Raw genomic sequence first — 18,725 nt, forward strand, 5'->3', positions numbered from 1 at the left:
CATGTTCAATATCGCGAGTGCGCCGTTTGCCCATAACCGCAGACAGACCCAAACCCTGATGTTGCTGGTGATGCTGGCCTGTCTGCCCGGTTTTCTGGCGCAGAGCTGGTTCTTTGGCTGGGGTACCCTGATCCAGATCCTGCTGGCCCTGGTCACGGCGCTGGCCTCCGAAGCCCTGGTGCTGCGCCTGCGCCAACGCCCCGTCAAACCAGCCCTGCTGGATGGCAGCGCGGCGCTCACCGCCGTGCTGATCGGTCTCTCCCTGCCGCCGCTGCTGCCCTGGTGGATGCTGGTGCTGGGCACGGCGTTTGCCATCATCATCGCCAAGCACCTCTACGGCGGACTGGGCCAGAACCTGTTCAACCCTGCCATGGTGGCCTACGTGCTGCTGCTGGTCTCCTTCCCGGTGCAGATGACCAGCTGGCTGCCGCCGTCGAGCATCGCCGCCTACGACATCGGCTTTGGTGATGCGGCCTCGGTGATCTTCACCGGCTTCAGCCTGGATGGCTACAGCATGGCCCAGCTCAAGCAGGGGGTGGACGGACTGACCATGGCCACTCCGCTGGATACCCTGAAAACCGGGCTGACCCAGGGCCTCACCGCCGGCGAAGTGATGACCCACAAGGTGTTCGAGGGCTGGGGCGGCATCGGCTGGAGCTGGGTCAACCTCGGCTACCTGCTGGGCGGTCTGTTCCTGCTGCAACAGAAAGTGATCAACTGGCGTATCCCGGGGGCCATCCTCGGCGCCCTGCTGCTGGCTGCCACCCTGGGTTATCTGGTGATGCCGGATGCCACCGCCACCCCCATGTTCCACCTGTTCAGCGGCGCCACCATGCTGGGGGCCTTCTTCATCGCCACCGATCCGGTGAGTGCCAGCACCACACCGCGCGGCCGCCTGGTCTATGGTGTGCTCATCGGGGTGTTGGTCTACCTCATCCGCCGCTTTGGCGGCTACCCGGATGCCTTCGCCTTTGCCGTGCTGCTGGCCAACCTGTGCGTACCGCTGATCGACAGCCTGACACGCCCCAAAGTCTATGGAGCCCGCCGCAAATGATCTCGACAGCCAACGCCTGCATGGCTTGCTGGACAGACAGCCTGAGCTGTCCCGGCGCCCATGGCGCCCGTCGTATGAACGTCGCGCACACCTCACTCTCAGGAACGATGCAATGTTAAAGAGCATGCGCAAGAACGGCGTCACCCTGGCCATTTTCGCCCTGGCCTGTACCGCCCTGGTGGTGCTGACCAACGAATTGACCCAGGGCCGGATCGCCCATCAACAGCAGCTGGAGAAGCTGCGCACCCTCTCCGCCCTGTTGCCGGAGGGGAGCTATGACAACGATCTGGTGGCCAGCTGCAAGCTGGTGCAGAGCAAGCGCTATCTGGGCAGCGATCAGCCGATGCCCCTCTACACCGCGACCCTGCAAGGCACCACCACCGGCTATGCGCTGGAAACCGTGGCCCCCGACGGCTACAGTGGGGCCATTCGCCTGATCGTCGGCACGGACGCCAAGGGCACCGTCAGCGCGGTGCGGGTGTTGACCCACAACGAGACGCCCGGTCTTGGCGACAAGATAGAGTTGAAAAAATCTGGCTGGATCAACAGCTTCGTCGGCAAGTTTCTCAACCGCGACAACGAATCCAGCTGGGCCGTGAAGAAGGATGGCGGCGAGTTCGACGCCTTCACCGGCGCCACCATCACCCCCAGGGCCGTGGTCAAGGCGGTGAAGAACCTGCTGTTGCTGCAACAGGAGCACCCCGAGCTGCTGCGGGACGCCCCCGCCTGTGACGCCACCCCCTAACGCCGGAGCACAAGCTATGGAACAAGTTGATGTGATTGACGGGCAGAGCCCGATCAGCGAGAGCAATGGCCGCCGTGAAGAGCTCAAGGAGCTGATGCTGCAGGGGCTGTGGAAGAACAACCCCTCCCTGGTGCAGGTGCTGGGGCTCTGCCCCACCCTGGCGGTCTCCTCCACCTTCACCAATGCGCTGGGGCTCGGCCTTGCCACCATGGCGGTACTGGTCAGCTCCAACCTCGCCATCTCCCTGGTGCGCAACTGGGTGCCCAAGGATATCCGCATCCCGGTCTACGTGATGATCATCGCGGCCCTGGTGACCAGCGTGCAGCTGTTGATGAACGCCTATACCTACGGCCTCTATCAGGCGCTCGGCATCTTCATCGCCCTCATCGTCACCAACTGCGTCATCATAGGCCGGGCCGAGGCCTATGCCTCCAAGAACCCGCCGCTGCTGGCGGCCATCGACGGCTTCATGATGGGACTGGGCTTTACCCTGGTGCTGCTGGTGCTGGGGGGCCTTCGCGAGATCATCGGCATGGGCACCCTGTTTGACGGTGCCGACCTGCTGCTGGGTGAGTGGGCCAAGTCCCTGCGCATCGAGCTGTTCCATGCCGACGCCAGCCTGCTGCTGGCGATCCTGCCCCCTGGCGGCTTCATCGGCCTCGGCCTGATGATCGCCGGCAAGAACGCCATCAACGACTGGATGGGCCGCAAGCAGAGCGCCGAGAAGGCCCACTGCAGCGTGCCGGCCGCGGGTGCCCGCGCGACCCAGCTCTGAGCCAAGAGGGAGCCATGAACAACCAGAAACGCAGACTGATCCTGGAGCGACTGCGGGACGACAATCCCCACCCCACCACAGAGCTCAACTTCACCACACCGTTCGAGCTGCTGATCGCCGTGCTGCTGTCGGCCCAGGCCACCGACGTGAGCGTCAACAAGGCCACCGACAAGCTCTACCCGGTGGCCAACACCCCGCAGGCCATGCTGGATCTGGGGGTGGACGGGCTCAAGGAGTACATCAAGACCATTGGCCTGTTCAACACCAAGGCCGAGAATGTCATCAAGACCTGCGCCATCCTGCTGGAGCGCCACGGCGGCGAGGTGCCGGAGAATCGCGAGGCCCTCGAGGCCCTGCCCGGCGTCGGCCGCAAGACCGCCAACGTGGTGCTCAATACCGCCTTCGGCTGGCCCACCATCGCCGTCGATACCCATATCTTCCGGGTCTCCAATCGCACCGGCTTTGCGGTGGGCAAGAACGTCGATCAGGTGGAGGAGAAGCTGCTCAAGGTGGTCCCGGCCGAGTTCAAGCTGGATGTGCACCACTGGCTGATCCTACACGGGCGCTACACCTGTCTGGCCCGCAAGCCGCGCTGTGGCTCCTGCATCATCGAAGATTTGTGTGAGTACAAAGAAAAAGTCTACCCCGAGAGCTGATCCGCAGGGCGAGGCCTGGCTCACAGGCGTCTGCGGAGCCAGGCCGAGGGTCATGGATTCAAGGCAGTACCAATCACCAACCCGGAGAATTGAGCAATGAGAATTCTGCATACCATGTTGCGCGTCGGCGATCTGCAACGTTCCATCGACTTCTACACCCGTGTGCTGGGCATGAAACTGCTGCGCAAGAGCGAGAACAGCGAGTACAAGTACACCCTGGCCTTCGTCGGCTACGGCGACGAGAAGGATGAGGCCGTCATCGAGCTCACCTACAACTGGGGCGTGAGCGAGTATGAGCTGGGTTCGGCCTACGGCCACATCGCGCTGGAAGCGGACGACATCTATGCCACCTGCGAGGCGCTGCGCACCGCTGGTGCCAAGATCACCCGCGAACCGGGTCCGGTCAAAGGCGGTACCACCGTCATCGCCTTCGTCGAGGATCCGGACGGTTACAAGATTGAACTGATCGCCAAGAAAGATGCCGGCAGCGGCCTTGGTGAGAGCTTCTGATCCAGGCTTGTCCCCGAAAAACCAAAAAGAGCGCCGAGGCGCTCTTTTTTATGGCAGAGATATCGCTCAGATGGCGCCATTACGGCCCATGTTGATCACCACCCGCCGGTTCTTGGCACGGCCACCCTCGGTCTCGTTGGAGGCGACATGCTGCTTCTCGCCGTGCCCTTCCACCGAGATCTTGCCAGGATCGATGCCCAGATCGACGAACACCTTCTTGATGGCATCAGCCCGCTTCTCCGAGAGCTTCTGGTTCGGCCAGCGACCGCCGTAGCTGTCGCTGTAGGCGTCGATCACCACCACGTCGATGCTCTTGTCCACCTTCACGTACTCGCCGATCATCGCCAGCCGCCGCTTGGAGGCCAGCGACAGCTGATCGCTGTTCTTGTCGTAGGTGAGCACGCTGAAGGCGATGTCGTTGAAACTGTAGGGCAGCAGGCCATTCACGCAGTCCATGAAGGCCTGGTACTTGACCCGGAAATTGACCGAGGAGAGGGAGACCCGTACCGGCCGGTTCTGGCGATACCAGTCACGATACTGGAAGGTCGGCATGCGCCCCCCCTCCAGCTCGTCCAGCATGGTCCAGGCGGTCTGCCCCTCCACCAGGCCATCAAACTGCTGGTAAAAACGCAGCTGGCTTATCTCCCGACCGGCCAGGCCAGGGCGCCAGATGGGCGGCATGATGCCCAGACTCACCGTCTGGGTCTGGGCCTGCTGGCGCAGCCCCTTGAGTTCGAAGTCCAGATTGATCTTGCGACCGGCGCGGCTGACGAAGGCCCCCGTGCCCCAGCTGGGGATGGGATGCTCGAGCCGGCACTCCACCTGGGTATCAGAGGTCAACCGCCAGACGGATTGATCCAGGCCGGCACCGAATTCGGTGACCCCCGCCTGCAACTGCATACTCACTGATATGCTGACCAACCCCAACACCCAAGCGTTCAACTGCCTGCCCTCCACACGATCTCTGGTTAGGTATCGGCAGGGGCAGGACAAGCTTTAGGTCAAAGCGCTCAATGGGGTGAAGATCCGCCCATCAGCTTGAAGCTGGCGATGCGGCCTGCCAGCTCTCGTGCCAGCTGATCCAGCTCAACGCTGTTCTGCTGCAGGGTCTCAGAGTGCTGGCGATGCGCCTCGTATACCTCGCGGATAGTCATCACGTTGTGCTGGATATCATCGGTGACATAACGCTGCTCCTCGGTGGCGGTGGCCACCTGGGCTGTCATGTCGCTCACCTTGCGCACCTCGTTGACGATGTCGGTCAGCTCGCTGCCCGCCCGTTTGGCTTCGGTCACGCTCAGCCCCGCCTGCTCGGTTCCCAGGTGCATGGCCGTCACCGCCTGATTGGCCCCCTGACGCAGACGCGCCAGCATCCGTTCGATGTCGTCGGCGGCCTGCTGGGTGCGCGATGCCAGCGCCCGCACCTCTTCCGCCACCACCGCAAAGCCGCGGCCGGATTCGCCGGCACGGGCCGCCTCGATGGCCGCGTTGAGGGCCAGCAGGTTGGTGCGATCCGAGATCTGCTTGATGAGGTTGAGGGCCTCCCCCACCGACTCGGTATCCTGATGCAGACTGTCCACCAGTTGCTGGGTATCGCTCAGGGTACCCGCCACCAGCTGGATGGCGTCTATGGTCTGATCCACCTCCTTGTCCCCCTGCCGGGCCCGACCGATGGCCTGCTGGGTCGCCAGCGAGGTCTGGGTGGCGTTGCGCGCAATCTCTGCCACCGTTGAGGCCATCTCGGTGGCGGCGGTCGCCACCAGGTCCACCTGACCAAAGCCCCTGGCCACCCCGGCGTTCACCTCCGAGATGACGTTGGCCGAGGCGGCGGCACTGCGGGTCAACACCTCGCAGGAGCGGCGCACCGCCAGCAGCAAGCCTTCCAGGTGTTCGAGGAAGTGGTTCAGATCCCGCGCCAGCGCCCCCAGCTCGTCGCCGGATTGCCAGTTGACCCGCACCGTCAGGTCGTTCTCCTTCACCAGCCGCTTGAAGGTCTGATGCAGCGCCGTGAAGCCCAGGTGCAGATCCCGCACCACCCGCCAGCAGACGAAGGTGGTCAGTGCCACGCACAGCAAGACCCCGATGGCAGCCCACCAGAAGTCGCTGGCACTCTGGGCTCGCATCTGGTCAACCCGCTCGGACAGCTGCTGATAGAGGCGATCCTCACTCTGTTTGAGCAGGCCTATCTTGTCGGTACTCAAGGCAAACCAGGCTTCGGCATCCACCCCGAAACCACCGGTGGCCGCCTTGTCGAGCGCCAGTTTCTCCATGGCGGCCACCTTGGCTACCACGGGCGAGGCCAGGCTGTCGGCCAGCAGCTGGCGCTGGGAGAGGCTCGCCACCGCCTGGAAGCGTTCAAGATAAGTATTCTGGGCCGCCAGCAGCGAGATGAACTGCTGCAGCAGCGCTGGCGTGAAGCTGTCTCGGCCGAACACGTTGCTCAAGGTCGCCCGCTCCAGCCCCATCCGCTCCTTGCTCTGCAAGAAGGCGGCATAGGCGTTGGTCTGCAGCGCTATGGTGGCATCCCGGCTGTGGATGCTGATCTGATCCACCACCGCCAGCAGGCGGGAGATGATCCGGCTGTAGACGCCGACCTGCTCCGCCACCTCCACCCCCAGCGCACTGACCCGCTCGCGCATGGCCGTCAGCCCGGCCAGCTCCTGCTGCACCTCGCTGAGCGCCAGCAGGGCCGGGTCTTGTGCAAAACGCTGCAGCAGGCCATCCACCACCTTGCGCTGGGCCGGCAGGGCATCGCGGAACTTGTTGCCGCCAGAGCCGAGGAAGCCGGCCGACATGCCGCGCTCTTTTTGCAGCTCGTGGGCCAGTTGCGCCGCTTCCCGAACCACATCCAGCGCGGCCTGGGCCTGGCTCATCTCCTGTTCGACCCGATAACGCTCATACACGTACCGGCCGGAGAAAAACAGCAGGGCCAGCAGTGGCAGGCAGACAACCAGCAACATCTTGTGCGCCAATCCCAGCTTCTTCATCCTTGCTCTCCATTCCATTGATTGAGTGGTCAATTATAAGCTCGCGTGTCGATAATAGAATCGGCTAGCGCCTGCAGGGCGGCGGAGATGGGACAAGGGCCCGCTTTTTTGCCATAATGCCGCCTCATTTCACGCCGACCGAGATACCATGACCGACGCAGTTCACACCCTCAAGGGCCGTTTTCGTGGCTTTTACCCCGTCGTCATCGATGTTGAAACCGCCGGGTTCAATGCCAGAACCGACGCTTTGCTGGAGATCGCTGCCCATACCCTCAAGATGGACGAGCAGGGCTGGCTCGTGCCCGATCAGATCTTCCATTTTCATGTCGAACCGTTCGAGGGCGCCAACCTGGAAAAGGCGGCGCTCGACTTCACCGGCATCGACCCCTTCAATCCCCTGCGTGGCGCCGTCAGCGAGAAAGAGGCGCTGACCGAGATCTTCAAGGGCATTCGCAAGGGGATGAAGGAGCAGGATTGCGGCCGCGCCATCATAGTGGCCCACAACGCCACCTTCGATCACGGCTTCGTGATGGCCGCCGCCGAGCGGGCCGGCCTCAAGCGCAATCCGTTCCATCCGTTTGCCACGTTCGATACCGCGGCGCTCTCCGGCCTGGCCTTGGGTCAGACGGTGCTGGCCAAGGCGTGCCAGAGCGCCCGCATCCCGTTCGACAACAAAGAGGCACACTCCGCCCTCTATGACACCGAACGCACCACAGAGCTGTTCTGCCATATCGTCAACCGCTGGAAGAGCCTGGGTGGCTGGCCACCCGCTCACCCGGACAACGAGAGTGACGATGCGGGCGAATAAACCCCGATCTCAAGCAGGCTGCCACGGCAGCCGCTTTTCTTTGCACGGTTTGCCTCTGCTGGTTTATTCCTGATCTGGTTTGACCAGAATAGATAATAAAGTGCCATCCAGCGCCTTTTTTCACGCCTCCGACCCCGTTGTCGGCAGCAGAGCGCCGTGAATGCTGCAGATAGGCCATCAGCCTGATTTTTTACTCGACATTTGTCACATTTTTCGCAAACTAACTGCCTTTCACACGACAGACAGCAACACAAACTATAAGGAAATCAAATGAATCCTGTTGTTATCGCAGTGGCGCTGATGCTGGTGCTCAGCCTACTGCGGATCAATGTGGTGGTCTCCCTCGCCATCGGCGCCATCGCGGGCGGCCTGATCGGGGGGCTCACCCTTGAGCAGACGCTCTCCACCTTTACCGGTGGCCTGGGTGGCGGCGCCGAGATCGCCCTCTCCTACGCCATGCTGGGTGCCTTCGCCGTCGCCATCTCCCGTTCCGGCATCACCGATCTGCTGGCCCGCAAGGTGATCAGCCAGCTCGGCAAGGATGCCAGCAGTACCCGCATTCTCTGGGTCAAGAGCCTGCTGCTCGCCTCCGTGCTCGCGGTCTCCGTCTCTTCCCAGAACCTGATCCCGGTTCACATCGCCTTCATTCCCATCCTGATCCCGCCGCTGCTGCACGTCATGGCCCAGATGCAGATCGACCGTCGTCAGGTGGCCTGCGTCATCACCTTCGGCCTGACCGCGACCTACATGCTGCTGCCGGTGGGCTTTGGTGGCATCTTCCTCAACAACATCCTGGCCAAGAACCTGATCGACAACGGCGTGCCGGTCGAGCTCAGCCAGCTGCCGATGGCGATGGCCATCCCGGTGCTTGGCATGTTCTGCGGCCTGCTCATCGCCGTCTTCTTCAGCTACCGCAAGCCGCGCCAGTACGATCTGGAGAAGATCCTGGCCGCCGAGCCGGAGACGGTCGAGCTCAACCTCAGTCACATCTGGGTGGCCCTGCTGGCCATCGCCGTGGCGCTGGGGCTGCAACTGATGACCAACAGCATAGTGCTGGGGGCCCTGGCGGGTTTCGTCATCTTCACCTGTGGCGGCGTCATCAAGTTTCGCGAGAGTCAGGATGCCTTCACCCAGGGCGTGCGCATGATGTCCCTCATCGGCTTCATCATGATCTCCGCCGCCGGCTTTGCCGCCGTGATGAAGGAGACCCACGGGGTCGACAGCCTGGTGCAGTCCGTCGCCGGCATGATGACCGGCCACAAGGGGCTGGCCGCCCTCCTGATGCTGCTGGTGGGCCTGCTCATCACCATGGGGATCGGCTCCTCCTTCTCCACCGTGCCCATCATCGCCACCATCTATGTGCCGCTGTGCATCCAGCTCGGCTTCTCGCCCATGGCCACCATCGCCCTGGTGGGGGCAGCCGGCGCGCTGGGGGACGCGGGTTCGCCCGCCTCGGATTCGACCCTGGGCCCCACCTCGGGCCTCAACGCCGACGGCCAGCACGACCATATCTGGGACAGCGTGGTGCCGACCTTCATCCACTACAACATCCCGCTCATCCTCTTCGGCTGGATTGCCGCCATGGTGCTCTAAGCCGGGCAGCAAGAGACAACACAGCAAAAAGGCGACCTATGGGTCGCCTTTTTGCTGCCTTCATCGTGCCATGTATACGCCGGAATATACGAGCGAACAGGCGAGGCACTTTTCCTTCCTGGCTGCTCTGTCGGCCCTCTCTTGTTCTGCTTCGCTCTCCCCTTCGCGCAGGTTCTGCTCGCAACGGCACAAGGCGGCTCATGGGCTGGCTACCTTAGTTACCATCCTGCACCTTGCAGCCGATGCCGATGCCGATGCCGATGCCGGGCAGCCTGTCGGTGATATCAATGGCGCTCAATGGGTGAGCCCCACCAGCACAGCATGGGTAAACCACAGGCAACAAAAAGGCCGCTCGATGAGCGGCCTTTTTAGATAACCATCAGGGCTTAGCTGTCGCGGCGCTTGCCACCGAACTTGCGACCCTTGTCGAAACCGCCTTCACGGCGATCCTTGTTGAAGGGACGGTCACCCTGCGGACGGCGATCCTTGTTGAAAGGACGGTCGCCACGGAACGGACGATCACCGCGCGGCGGACGGCTGCTGGTGTTGCCGCCGGCCGGCACCTCGGTGTAGCGGCTGATCTGCAGCGGACGCTGGCAGACCCGGGCCTTCTTGATCACTTCCAGCACGTCAGGGCTGATGCCTTTGGGCAGATCGACAGTGGAGAAGTCGTCAGCGATGTCGATGTTGCCGATGAAACGGCTCTCGATGTTCGCTTCGTTGGCGATGGCGCCCACGATCTGGCCCGGCTTGACGCCGTGATGGGCACCCACGTCTACGCGGTAACGCTCCATCTCCACGTCCGGGTTGTCTTTGAGCGGACGCGGCTCCAGGGACGGCATGCGACGGGCCGGACGATCGCCACGGTCACCGAAGTCACGACCGCCGCGGTCGTTGAACTCACGACGCTCGAAACCACCGCGATCGTTGTTGTTGCTGAACAGCGGATCCGGGATGGAGTCATCCAGCAGCAGCGGCTGATCACCCTGTACCAGCTTGGCCAGTGCGGCAGCCAGCTCCAGCGGATCGGCAGAATCTTCTTCGATCAGCTCGTTCACCAGGTTCACGTAGATCTCGAGCTCTTCGCCCATCATGGTTTCGCGGATGCGCTCCTTGAACTTGGCCAGACGGTGCTGGTTGATGTCCTCGGTGCTCGGCATCTTCATCGGCTCGATGGCCTGACGGGTAGCGTGCTCGATGGCGCGCAGCATGCGGCGCTCGCGCGGTGCCACGAACAGGATGGCCTCGCCCTTGCGACCGGCACGGCCGGTACGGCCGATACGGTGAACGTAGGATTCGGTGTCGTACGGAATGTCGTAGTTCACTACGTGGGTGATACGCTCAACGTCCAGACCACGAGCAACCACGTCGGTGGCGATCAGGATGTCCAACTGGCCCTGACGCAGCTTGTCGACGGTACGCTCACGCAGCTTCTGCGGGATGTCGCCGTGCAGCGCTTCACAGGCGTGGCCACGAGCGGCCAGCTTGCCGGCCAGCTCTTCGGCGGCGTTCTTGGTACGCACGAACACCAGCAGCGCTTCGTAGGGTTCCACTTCCAGCAGACGGGTCATGGCGTCCAGTTTGTGCAGACCGGTCACCTGCCAGTAGCGCTGGCGAATGGTGGTGGCGGTAGCAGTCTTGGAGGCGATCTTGATCTCTTTGGGCTGCTTCAGGTGCTTCTGGGCAACGCGACGGATCTGCTCCGGCATGGTGGCAGAGAACAGGGCAACCTGACGACCGGCCGGGCACTGATCCATGATCCAGTCCACGTCGTCGATGAAGCCCATGCGCAGCATTTCGTCCGCTTCGTCCAGCACCAGGGCTTTCAGACCGGAGAGGTCCAGGTTCTTGCGACGGATCAGGTCCATCACACGGCCCGGAGTACCCACGACAACCTGAGCACCGCGACGCAGGGCGCGGGTCTGGGTTTCGTAGGAGGCGCCGCCGTAGATGGGCAGCACGTGGAAATCAGGCATGTGGTGGGCATAGCGTTGGCACGCCTCAGCCACCTGCAGGGCCAGTTCGCGGGTAGGCGCCAGCACCAGGATCTGGGTGTTGCGGTTACCAGCTTCCAGACGAGACAACAGAGGCAAGGCAAAAGCAGCGGTCTTCCCTGTACCGGTTTGCGCCTGCCCCAGCAGATCGTGGCCCGCCATCAGGTGGGGAATTGCTGCGGCCTGGATGGGGGACGGGCGCTCATAGCCCACGTCCTGCAGCGCTTTCAGTACAGGCGCGGCCAGTCCAAGCTCACTAAAAAGGGGCAGTTGTTCGGTATCAGACATAGATTCTTCCAGATTAAGGCAGGCGGCTAACACCGCGGAATAGCAAAAAGGCGGCGATTATAGCGCCACTTTGTTCTGCTGTCTTGAAAAATGTGATAGGCCTCTCAAGACGTTGGCAATTATAGAGGGATCTGACGACTATGGCTTGCTTATTTTTCACTCATGGTGCGTGATTGCGGATCACGCTTCGCCAGAGTCCTTGTCCCGCTTGTGCTTGAGCACCGCCATGGTCAACCGGCTGGTGCACAATAAACGACCACGTTCATCGCGAATTTCTATCTGCCACACCTGAGTGGTCGCCCCCAGATGCAGCGGCGCGCAGCGCCCCGTCACCACCCCTTCCCGCTTGGCCCTCAAGTGGTTGGCATTGACCTCCAGCCCCACGCAGTAACTGTCAGGTCCGACCGCCATGTTGGCCGCAAGCGATCCCAGCGTCTCCGCCAGCACCACGGAGGCGCCGCCGTGCAGCATGCCGAGCGGCTGATGGGTGCGGTGATCCACCGGCATGGTGGCCTCCAGCCAGTCAGGACCAAAGGCGGTGTAGACGATGTCGAGGTGGGCCATCAGGGTATTGCGGGAGCTGGCGTTGAGCCCCTCAAGGCTCATGGGCTTGCGCCAGATGGGGGCGTTATCTTGACTCATGACGAGCTGACTCCTTCTGTGATCAATGGGTTATCGCTGCGCCGTAGCGGCAAACCAGCAGTGTCGGCGAAAAAGGCGCAGAAAAAAAGATGCCCCGCTTGAGGGGGCATCTTCAGGGCTGGCTGGCCAGGCCCTGTCACCAGGGGTAGGTCACCCCGGGCCACCCGGCCCAAGGGACGTCCCGCCCAGGCAGGCTCGGCTCGGGCCACTGCCACACCTTGCCAAGCCAGGCGCGCAGTTCGGCCTCCAGTTCGGCATCGGTGAGCGGCGCCTCGGCCACCTTCCAGAAGAAGAGCTCCACCGCCACCTCCGGCAGCACCGAGGGGTAGAGGTAAACTCCGCCCCAGAACTCGGGCTCCCGTGCCGGGCTCCAGAGACCATAGGCAAAGGAGCGCTTGGCCAGAAACTCGGAGCGCTGCCACTCCAGATCGGCCTCGTGCTGGCTCAGGCTGAAATTGGCGGAGGGCCACACATCGTCCGGGCGAAACAGCTGATGGAGCTGCTCGCGCTCGCGCAGCATGGCGACGAACTCCACCACCGCCTGGGCCGGGCTGACCGGCAGCAGCAGGAAGTGCGGGTGCCGATAGGCTTGCGGCACCCGAAACCGCTTGGGCAGCGTCAGCATCAGAGCAGTTCCAGCAGGGCCTGCAACGGGTGCTTGAGTTTCTCCCCCTCCATCCGCTTGACCTGGCTGCGGCACGAATAACCGGTGGCCAGGCAGCGCTCCTTGGGCAGGCGCGCGAGGGGCTCGGCCCAGCTCAGACCATAGATGCCTTTGGAGTTCTCCACCTGTTTGGCGTCGTGGCCATAGGTACCGGCCATGCCGCAGCAGCCCACCGAGACCGGCTGCAGCGTGGCACCGAAGCGGCGGAACAGGGTGCTCCAGTCACCGTGGGTGGTGGGCTTGGCGGTCTTCTCGGTGCAGTGAGCGAACAGATACCAGGGTTCGGTGCCCGCCTCTTCCCGCACCGGCAGCGCCTCGGCCGGCAGGGAGAGCAACCACTCCTGGGGCAACATCACCTGGAAGTCCCCGCGAGCGGGGCCGAGCGCCTTCACGTACTCGTCCCGGTAGCAGAGCACCAGGGAGGGATCGACCCCCACCATGGGGATGCCAAGCGCCGCCACCTTGTTGAGGAACTGGGCGCTGCTGGCCGCGGTACGGGCAAAGGCGCGCAGGAAACCCTTCACGTGCTGGGGCTTGCCGTTGGGCTTGAACGGCAGCAGATAGGGCTGCAGGCCGAGCTTGCTGGCCAGTTTCACCAGGTCACGCACCACGGGGGCGTCGTAGTAGCTGGTGAAGGGATCCTGCACGATGAGCACCACTTTTTGACGCTGCTCTGGGCTCATGGCCTCGAGGCCCGGCAGGTCGAAATAGCGGGCGCGATGGTCACGCAGCTCCTCGGCCAAGGTCGGCACGCTCAAGAGCGGCACGTCCACCATGCCGATACTCTTCTCGGTCGCCTTCTGGGCCCACTCTTTCTCGAGGAAGAAGTTGACCAGTTTCGGCGCCTTGGCCAGCAGGGGGGCATAGCTCTCCACCGTGCCGACGAAGTAATCCTTGGGTCCACGCAGATAGCGGCTGTGGTAGAGCTGCATGAAGCGGGCGCGGAAAGTGGGTACATCCACCTTGATGGGGCACTGGCTGGTGCACGCCTTGCACGCGAGGCACCCTTCCATCGCCTCCATCACCTCGTGGGAGAAGTCATACTGGCCGCGGGCGCGGGCCACCGTATTGCGGAACTTGTCGACAATCTGCTTGAAGCGCAGACCGCCGCTTTGCAGCGCTACCTCTTCGGCAAGAGGGTCGAAACCCTGCTCCGCCAACTGGCGCAGCCATTCGCGCATCAATCCTGCTCGCCCCTTGGGGGAGTGGCGGCGATCGCGGCTGATTTTGACCGAGGGGCACATGGGGGAGTCGGTCTCGAAGGTGAAGCACAGACCGTTGCCGTTGCAATCGAGCGCCCGGGTATAGCTGGTGCGTACCGCCAGCGGGATCTGGCGGTCAAACTTGCCACGCTTGGGCCCGTCCACCGACACCAGTTCGGCGCCGCTGCCGTAAGGCATGCAGATCTTGCCCGGGTTGATGCGGTTGGCCGGGTCGAACGTCCCCTTGACCCGTTGCAGCTCCTCCCACAGCTCGCCGAAGAAGGCGGGGCTGTATTCGGAGCGAAAGCCCTTGCCGTGCTCCCCCCACATCAGGCCGCCGTATTTGGCGGTGAGCGCCACCACCTGATCCGAGATGCGCCGCAGCAACACCTCCTGCTCGGGGTCGCACAGATCGAGCGCCGGGCGCACGTGCAGCACCCCGGCATCGACGTGGCCGAACATGCCGTAGTCAAGGCCATGGGCGTCCAGCAAGGCACGAAACTCCATGATGAAATCGGCCAGGGATTCCGGCGGCACGGCGGTGTCTTCGGTGAAGGCCACCGGCTTCTTGCGCCCCTCGGCGTTACCGAGCAGCCCCACCGACTTCTTGCGCATGCCGTAGATGGTCTCGATGCTCGGCAGGTGGTCACACACCTGATAGCCGATGACCCCGGCCTCCCCGCGCGCCAGCAGACCGTCGATGCGCCGGCACAGCTCGACTACCTTGGCTTGGTGCTCGGCCTCATCGGTGTCGGCAAACTCGACGATGTTGAGCCCCTGCAGATCCTTGCCGGGTACGTCCTGGATGAGATCCTTCACCGAGTGCCAGATGATGTCGGCGCGGGCCAGCCCCAGCACCCGGGAGTCCACCGTCTCCACCGACAGGGCGTGGGCCTCCACCATAAAGGGGGCGTTGCGCAGGGCCGAGGGGAAGCTGTCGTACTTGACGTTGACCAGGGTCCGGTAGCGCGGGATGGGGGTGATGTTGAGCCTGGCTTCGGTGATAAAACCCAGGGAGCCTTCCGAGCCGCACAGCACCCGGCTCACGTCCAGGGTGTCGCTCTCTGGAATATAAAGGTGCTTGAGATCGTATCCGGTCAGAAAGCGGTTGAGTTTGGGGAAGGTAGCCTCGATGTCGGCGCGCCGCTCGCGGCCTATGCGATAGAGGGTGCGATAGATCTCCCCTTCCCGATTCTCCAGCGCCAGCTTGTCGGCCAGTCGCTCACCGGTCACCGGCTCGGTGGCCATGAGTTCGCCGTTTTCCAGCACGGCCTTGAGACCCAGCACGTGATCCGAGGTCTTGCCGTACACCAGCGACCCCTGCCCGGAGGCGTCGGTGTTGACCATGCCCCCCAGGGTGGCGCGGTTGGAGGTGGAGAGATCCGGCGAGAAGAAGTAGCCATGAGGCTTCAAATAGGCGTTGAGCTGATCCTTCACCACCCCGGCCTGGGCTCGCACCCAGCCCTCTTCCAGATTAATTTCCATGATCTGGTTCATATGGCGCGAGAGATCGACGATAATGCCGCCGCCCAAGGATTGACCATTGGTGCCGGTACCGCCGCCGCGAGGGAAGAAACTCAAGGCTGCGTACTCGGGCCCCTGGGCCAGCTTGAGCATCACCGCTATATCGTCCGCGCTGCGCGGATAGAGAACCGCCTGAGGTACGACCTGATAGACGCTGTTATCCGTCGCCATCGCCAACCGGCTTGCATAAGACTTTTCGATATCACCACGAAATGCTGATCGCGCCAGCAACTCAAGAAACTGCAGGGTTGTAGGTGACAAACTGTCCTGGTAATCGAGTCTCGGGATCATGAATCCTTGTTCCCATCCTTTGCTTGATGCCGGCATTCCGGCGACAACGACCGTTCGGGCCAGCCTCTTCGCGGGCCCCCGAACCAGTCCGCTCACATGTGAGCGGGCAGTATATCAGCTAGAAAACCGCTTGCGCGCGCAATCTTCACCATTTGAAAGGAGGACTTTTATGGCTCACTACAGCCATGTTATCAGTACGCTTGTCCGCACCGAAAAACAGGCGCTGACCCTGTCGCTGTTTGGTTGCATCACCTTTGCCATCTTCGGCATCGGCTATGGTCTGTTCGTCGGATCCAACGCCATCATGCTCGACGGCATCTTCACCCTGTTCAGCATGGGCATGACGGGCCTCGGGCTCATCACCGCCTACCTGGTTACCCGCCCCTCCGATGCCCGTTTTCAATACGGCTACGCCCACTTCGAACCCATCGCCAACGTCATCAACGGCACCATCATTCTGCTGCTCTGTCTGGCGGCGCTCTACAACGGCCTGACCACCCTGCTGGCGGGGGGACGGGAGATCGATCTCGGCCACGCCCTCATCTATGCCGTCGTCTCCACCTTCTTCTGCGGCATCATCTATCTGGTCGAGGCCAACGTGGCCGAGCGGGTCAACTCAGAGCTGGTGCGGGTGGACTCCAAGGAGTGGCTGGTGGACACCCTGCTCAGCACCACCCTGCTCATCGGCTTCGTGGTCGCCATTGGCCTCGATGCCATCGGCTACGGCCACTACAACCGCTACATAGACCCGCTGCTGGTCTCTCTCTTGGCCCTGTGCGCCACCCTCATTCCCATCAAGGTGCTCGGTCGCAACCTGCGGGAAGTGCTGAAAATTGCCCCCAAGGGGGACGTCTCCCGGCTGGTGGCAAACGAAGTCGAGGCCCTGCGCCTGCGCCATGGCGTCGAGTGCTACAGCCATCTGGCGAAAAGCGGCCGCCGCTTCGATCTCGAGCTCAACATCCTGGTGGCCCCGGGTCAGGAGTGGCCCATCGAGCGCCAGGATGCCCTGCGCCAGGAGCTCTGGTCCCGCCTCGGCGATACCCTGGGGGACGCCTGGCTGTCGGTCTGCTTCACCCGCGAAAAGCGCTGGCTGTAACCGCCGCTTGAACTGCCGTTTGGGGGAGGCCAGCCGCCTCCCCCAGTCATCACATCTTCATGGCTTCCCTCTTGCCAAAACGGCGCCAACCGCTATCATCAGGGCTCACTTTTAACCCGAGGTTTTATTGCCCATCATGGACAATCCCCGAAGTTGCCCTTCGTTTCTTCCCGTCAAAACCTATCTTTATCTGCTTAATCAGCGCCTCTGAATAACGTCATAGCCTTGCTGTCACTACGGCCGTCGTGCGCCGTGCTTACTCTTTGCTCTGTCTGTTTTTATTGAGGTCACTACATGGAATTGCTGCTGGATCCCCACATCTGGATCGGTCTCTTTACCCTGATCGTTCTGGAAATCGTGCTCGGGATCGACAACCTGGTCTTCATCGCCATCCTGGTGAAAAAACTGCCCCCCGCCCAGCGGGACAAGGCCCGCATCATCGGCCTGTCGCTGGCCCTGCTGATGCGCCTGGGGCTCCTGAGCGTCATGTCCTGGCTGGTCACCCTGACCACCCCCATCCTGCACATCTGGGATCACCCCTTCTCCGGGCGGGACCTGATCCTGATGGGGGGCGGCCTGTTCCTGCTGTTCAAGGCCACCTCCGAGCTGCACGAGCGGCTGGAGGCCAAGCCGCCCGAAGAGGGGCCGGTCGGCGTCTACGCCAGCTTTGGGGTGGTGATCACCCAGATCCTGGTGCTGGATGCCATCTTCTCGCTGGACTCCATTATCACCGCCGTCGGCATGGTGGAACAGCTCGGCGTCATGATGGCGGCCGTGACCATCGCCATGGTGGTGATGGTGCTCGCCTCCAAGCCGCTGACCCGCTTCGTCAACGCCCACCCCACAGTGGTGGTGCTCTGTCTGAGCTTCCTCTTGATGATCGGCTTCAGCCTGGTGGCGGAAGGGTTCGGTTTCCATATTCCGAAGGGCTACCTCTATGCGGCCATCGGCTTCTCGGTGCTGATCGAGTTCTTCAACCAGCTATCCCAGCGCAGTGCCGAGCGCCACGAGGCCAAGCTGCCCCTGCGCGAGCGCACCACCGCCGCCATCTTCAAGCTGATGGGCAGCAAGGCGTATCAGGACAAACCGGACGACGATCTGGATGCCCCCGCCCCCGAGCCGGTGAGCTTTGGCGAGGAGGAGCGCTACATGGTGACCGGGGTGCTGTCGCTGGCCGATCGATCCATCCGTACCATCATGACCCCGCGCTCCGAGATGGCCTGGATCGACGTCAACGACACCGATGACGAGATCCGCGCCCTGCTGAAGCAGGAGCCCCACAGCCTGTTCCCGGTCTGTGACGGCGATCTGGACGAGGTGATCGGGGTGGTCAAGGCGCGCGATCTGCTGTTTGCCCTCAACGAGGGGCAGTCCCTGAGCGCACTGGCCAAACAGAACGACCCCATTATCGTGCCGCAGACCATCAACGTGATCAGGTTGCTGGCGGAGCTGCGCCAGGCCAAGGGCAGCCTCATCCTGGTGGCCGACGAGTTCGGCATCATCCAGGGGCTGGTGACCACCCACGACCTGCTGGAGGCCATCGTCGGCGAACTGCCCGATGAAGATGAAACGCCGGACATGATCCGCGACGGGGAAGGCTGGCTCATCAACGGCAGCACCAACATCCACCACGTGGAGCAGGTGCTGGAGCACGAAGGGCTGGTGAGCGAGAGCGACGAATACGTGACCCTCGCCGGCATGCTGCTCTCCCACTTCGGCACCCTGCCCGCCCCGGGCCAGCAGCTGCAACTGCAGCAGCTCTGCTTCGAGGTAGTCGAGGTGAGCGAGCGGCGCATCGAGCGGGTGCGCGTCATGCCGCTGGCGGCCTGACGCCATCTCGTGAACCCTGCTGCAAAAGGGGACCTTGCCGGTCCCCTTTTCTATTTATCCTCCCCCCTT

General features: G+C 62.8%; 15 protein-coding genes. 9 read left to right on the forward strand and 6 right to left on the reverse strand.

Annotated features, from left to right (window positions below):
* Nucleotide 1: 1 nt before the first annotated feature.
* From rsxD to gloA, 5 genes are all read left to right on the forward strand, one after another.
* A complete protein-coding gene (gene rsxD, locus ACB031_RS04095; protein ID WP_371139054.1) occupies nucleotides 2-1,054 on the forward strand; it encodes an electron transport complex subunit RsxD in 1,053 nt (350 codons plus the stop codon).
* Nucleotides 1,055-1,166: 112 nt separating this feature from the next.
* Nucleotides 1,167-1,799, forward strand: coding sequence for an electron transport complex subunit RsxG (gene rsxG / locus ACB031_RS04100; protein WP_371139055.1), 633 nt, complete (start codon nucleotides 1,167-1,169; stop codon nucleotides 1,797-1,799).
* A 16-nt stretch (nucleotides 1,800-1,815) separates the two neighbouring features.
* A complete protein-coding gene (locus ACB031_RS04105) occupies nucleotides 1,816-2,574 on the forward strand; it encodes an electron transport complex subunit E (RefSeq protein ID WP_017764207.1) in 759 nt (252 codons plus the stop codon).
* Nucleotides 2,575-2,588: 14 nt separating this feature from the next.
* Complete coding sequence (nth, locus tag ACB031_RS04110; protein ID WP_017778817.1) at nucleotides 2,589-3,230, forward strand: endonuclease III; 642 nt, start codon at nucleotides 2,589-2,591, stop codon at nucleotides 3,228-3,230.
* Between the two features lie 96 nt (nucleotides 3,231-3,326).
* On the forward strand, nucleotides 3,327-3,740 hold the full coding sequence (gene gloA, locus ACB031_RS04115) for a lactoylglutathione lyase (RefSeq protein ID WP_195879249.1): 414 nt from the start codon (nucleotides 3,327-3,329) through the stop codon (nucleotides 3,738-3,740).
* Between the two features lie 66 nt (nucleotides 3,741-3,806).
* On the opposite strand, the gene ACB031_RS04120 is transcribed toward gloA, so the two are convergent.
* Both ACB031_RS04120 and ACB031_RS04125 read right to left on the reverse strand, forming a co-directional pair.
* On the reverse strand, nucleotides 3,807-4,682 hold the full coding sequence (locus ACB031_RS04120; protein WP_005302285.1) for an OmpA family protein: 876 nt from the start codon (nucleotides 4,680-4,682) through the stop codon (nucleotides 3,807-3,809).
* Between the two features lie 68 nt (nucleotides 4,683-4,750).
* Nucleotides 4,751-6,724, reverse strand: a complete 1,974-nt coding sequence (locus tag ACB031_RS04125; protein WP_371139056.1) for a methyl-accepting chemotaxis protein — start codon at nucleotides 6,722-6,724, stop codon at nucleotides 4,751-4,753.
* A gap of 148 nt (nucleotides 6,725-6,872) precedes the next feature.
* On the opposite strand from ACB031_RS04125, the gene rnt reads away from it, so the two are divergent.
* Both rnt and ACB031_RS04135 read left to right on the forward strand, forming a co-directional pair.
* Nucleotides 6,873-7,532 (forward strand): ribonuclease T, encoded by a 660-nt coding sequence (rnt, locus tag ACB031_RS04130; RefSeq protein WP_017764203.1) that lies wholly within the window; start codon nucleotides 6,873-6,875, stop codon nucleotides 7,530-7,532.
* A 270-nt stretch (nucleotides 7,533-7,802) separates the two neighbouring features.
* On the forward strand, nucleotides 7,803-9,125 hold the full coding sequence (locus ACB031_RS04135; protein WP_005302295.1) for a Na+/H+ antiporter family protein: 1,323 nt from the start codon (nucleotides 7,803-7,805) through the stop codon (nucleotides 9,123-9,125).
* A 386-nt stretch (nucleotides 9,126-9,511) separates the two neighbouring features.
* Here ACB031_RS04135 and ACB031_RS04140 read toward each other — a convergent pair whose 3' ends face one another.
* The 4 genes from ACB031_RS04140 to ACB031_RS04155 all read right to left on the reverse strand — a co-directional run bounded on the left by ACB031_RS04140 (nucleotide 9,512) and on the right by ACB031_RS04155 (nucleotide 15,730).
* The gene (locus ACB031_RS04140; RefSeq protein ID WP_005302298.1) at nucleotides 9,512-11,407 is read right to left on the reverse strand and encodes a DEAD/DEAH box helicase; all 1,896 of its coding nucleotides are present in this window, start codon (nucleotides 11,405-11,407) and stop codon (nucleotides 9,512-9,514) included.
* 180 nt (nucleotides 11,408-11,587) lie between these two features.
* Nucleotides 11,588-12,049: a hotdog fold thioesterase gene (locus ACB031_RS04145; protein ID WP_042008973.1), complete on the reverse strand. Its 462-nt coding sequence runs from the start codon at nucleotides 12,047-12,049 to the stop codon at nucleotides 11,588-11,590.
* 136 nt (nucleotides 12,050-12,185) lie between these two features.
* Entirely contained in the window at nucleotides 12,186-12,674 is a 489-nt protein-coding gene (locus tag ACB031_RS04150) for a hypothetical protein (RefSeq protein WP_043169828.1), read from the reverse strand.
* Nucleotides 12,674-15,730: an FAD-binding and (Fe-S)-binding domain-containing protein gene (locus ACB031_RS04155; RefSeq protein ID WP_371139057.1), complete on the reverse strand. Its 3,057-nt coding sequence runs from the start codon at nucleotides 15,728-15,730 to the stop codon at nucleotides 12,674-12,676. Before ACB031_RS04155 ends, ACB031_RS04150 begins: the two co-directional genes overlap by 1 nt.
* Nucleotides 15,731-15,899: 169 nt before the next feature.
* Between ACB031_RS04155 and ACB031_RS04160 the strand changes: the two genes are divergently transcribed.
* Nucleotides 15,900-16,826, forward strand: coding sequence for a cation diffusion facilitator family transporter (locus tag ACB031_RS04160; RefSeq protein ID WP_371139058.1), 927 nt, complete (start codon nucleotides 15,900-15,902; stop codon nucleotides 16,824-16,826).
* A 294-nt stretch (nucleotides 16,827-17,120) separates the two neighbouring features.
* On the forward strand, nucleotides 17,121-18,656 hold the full coding sequence (locus tag ACB031_RS04165; protein WP_336289698.1) for a TerC family protein: 1,536 nt from the start codon (nucleotides 17,121-17,123) through the stop codon (nucleotides 18,654-18,656).
* Nucleotides 18,657-18,725 lie beyond the last annotated feature (69 nt).

The organism is Aeromonas sp. S8(2024), assembly GCF_041403085.1.
In the GTDB taxonomy this organism is placed as follows: Bacteria; Pseudomonadota; Gammaproteobacteria; order Enterobacterales; family Aeromonadaceae; genus Aeromonas; species Aeromonas dhakensis.

What these genes read in the sequence shown, in the direction of transcription:
- rsxD (WP_371139054.1), top strand. Translation starts at nt 2, where the DNA reads ATGTTCAATATCGCGAGTGCGCCGTTTGCCCATAACCGCAGACAGACC.
- rsxG (WP_371139055.1), top strand. Translation starts at nt 1,167, where the DNA reads ATGTTAAAGAGCATGCGCAAGAACGGCGTCACCCTGGCCATTTTCGCC.
- ACB031_RS04105 (WP_017764207.1), top strand. Translation starts at nt 1,816, where the DNA reads ATGGAACAAGTTGATGTGATTGACGGGCAGAGCCCGATCAGCGAGAGC.
- nth (WP_017778817.1), top strand. Translation starts at nt 2,589, where the DNA reads ATGAACAACCAGAAACGCAGACTGATCCTGGAGCGACTGCGGGACGAC.
- gloA (WP_195879249.1), top strand. Translation starts at nt 3,327, where the DNA reads ATGAGAATTCTGCATACCATGTTGCGCGTCGGCGATCTGCAACGTTCC.
- ACB031_RS04125 (WP_371139056.1), bottom strand. Translation starts at nt 6,724, where the DNA reads ATGAAGAAGCTGGGATTGGCGCACAAGATGTTGCTGGTTGTCTGCCTG.
- rnt (WP_017764203.1), top strand. Translation starts at nt 6,873, where the DNA reads ATGACCGACGCAGTTCACACCCTCAAGGGCCGTTTTCGTGGCTTTTAC.
- ACB031_RS04135 (WP_005302295.1), top strand. Translation starts at nt 7,803, where the DNA reads ATGAATCCTGTTGTTATCGCAGTGGCGCTGATGCTGGTGCTCAGCCTA.
- ACB031_RS04140 (WP_005302298.1), bottom strand. Translation starts at nt 11,407, where the DNA reads ATGTCTGATACCGAACAACTGCCCCTTTTTAGTGAGCTTGGACTGGCC.
- ACB031_RS04145 (WP_042008973.1), bottom strand. Translation starts at nt 12,049, where the DNA reads ATGAGTCAAGATAACGCCCCCATCTGGCGCAAGCCCATGAGCCTTGAG.
- ACB031_RS04150 (WP_043169828.1), bottom strand. Translation starts at nt 12,674, where the DNA reads ATGCTGACGCTGCCCAAGCGGTTTCGGGTGCCGCAAGCCTATCGGCAC.
- ACB031_RS04155 (WP_371139057.1), bottom strand. Translation starts at nt 15,730, where the DNA reads ATGATCCCGAGACTCGATTACCAGGACAGTTTGTCACCTACAACCCTG.
- ACB031_RS04160 (WP_371139058.1), top strand. Translation starts at nt 15,900, where the DNA reads ATGGCTCACTACAGCCATGTTATCAGTACGCTTGTCCGCACCGAAAAA.
- ACB031_RS04165 (WP_336289698.1), top strand. Translation starts at nt 17,121, where the DNA reads ATGGAATTGCTGCTGGATCCCCACATCTGGATCGGTCTCTTTACCCTG.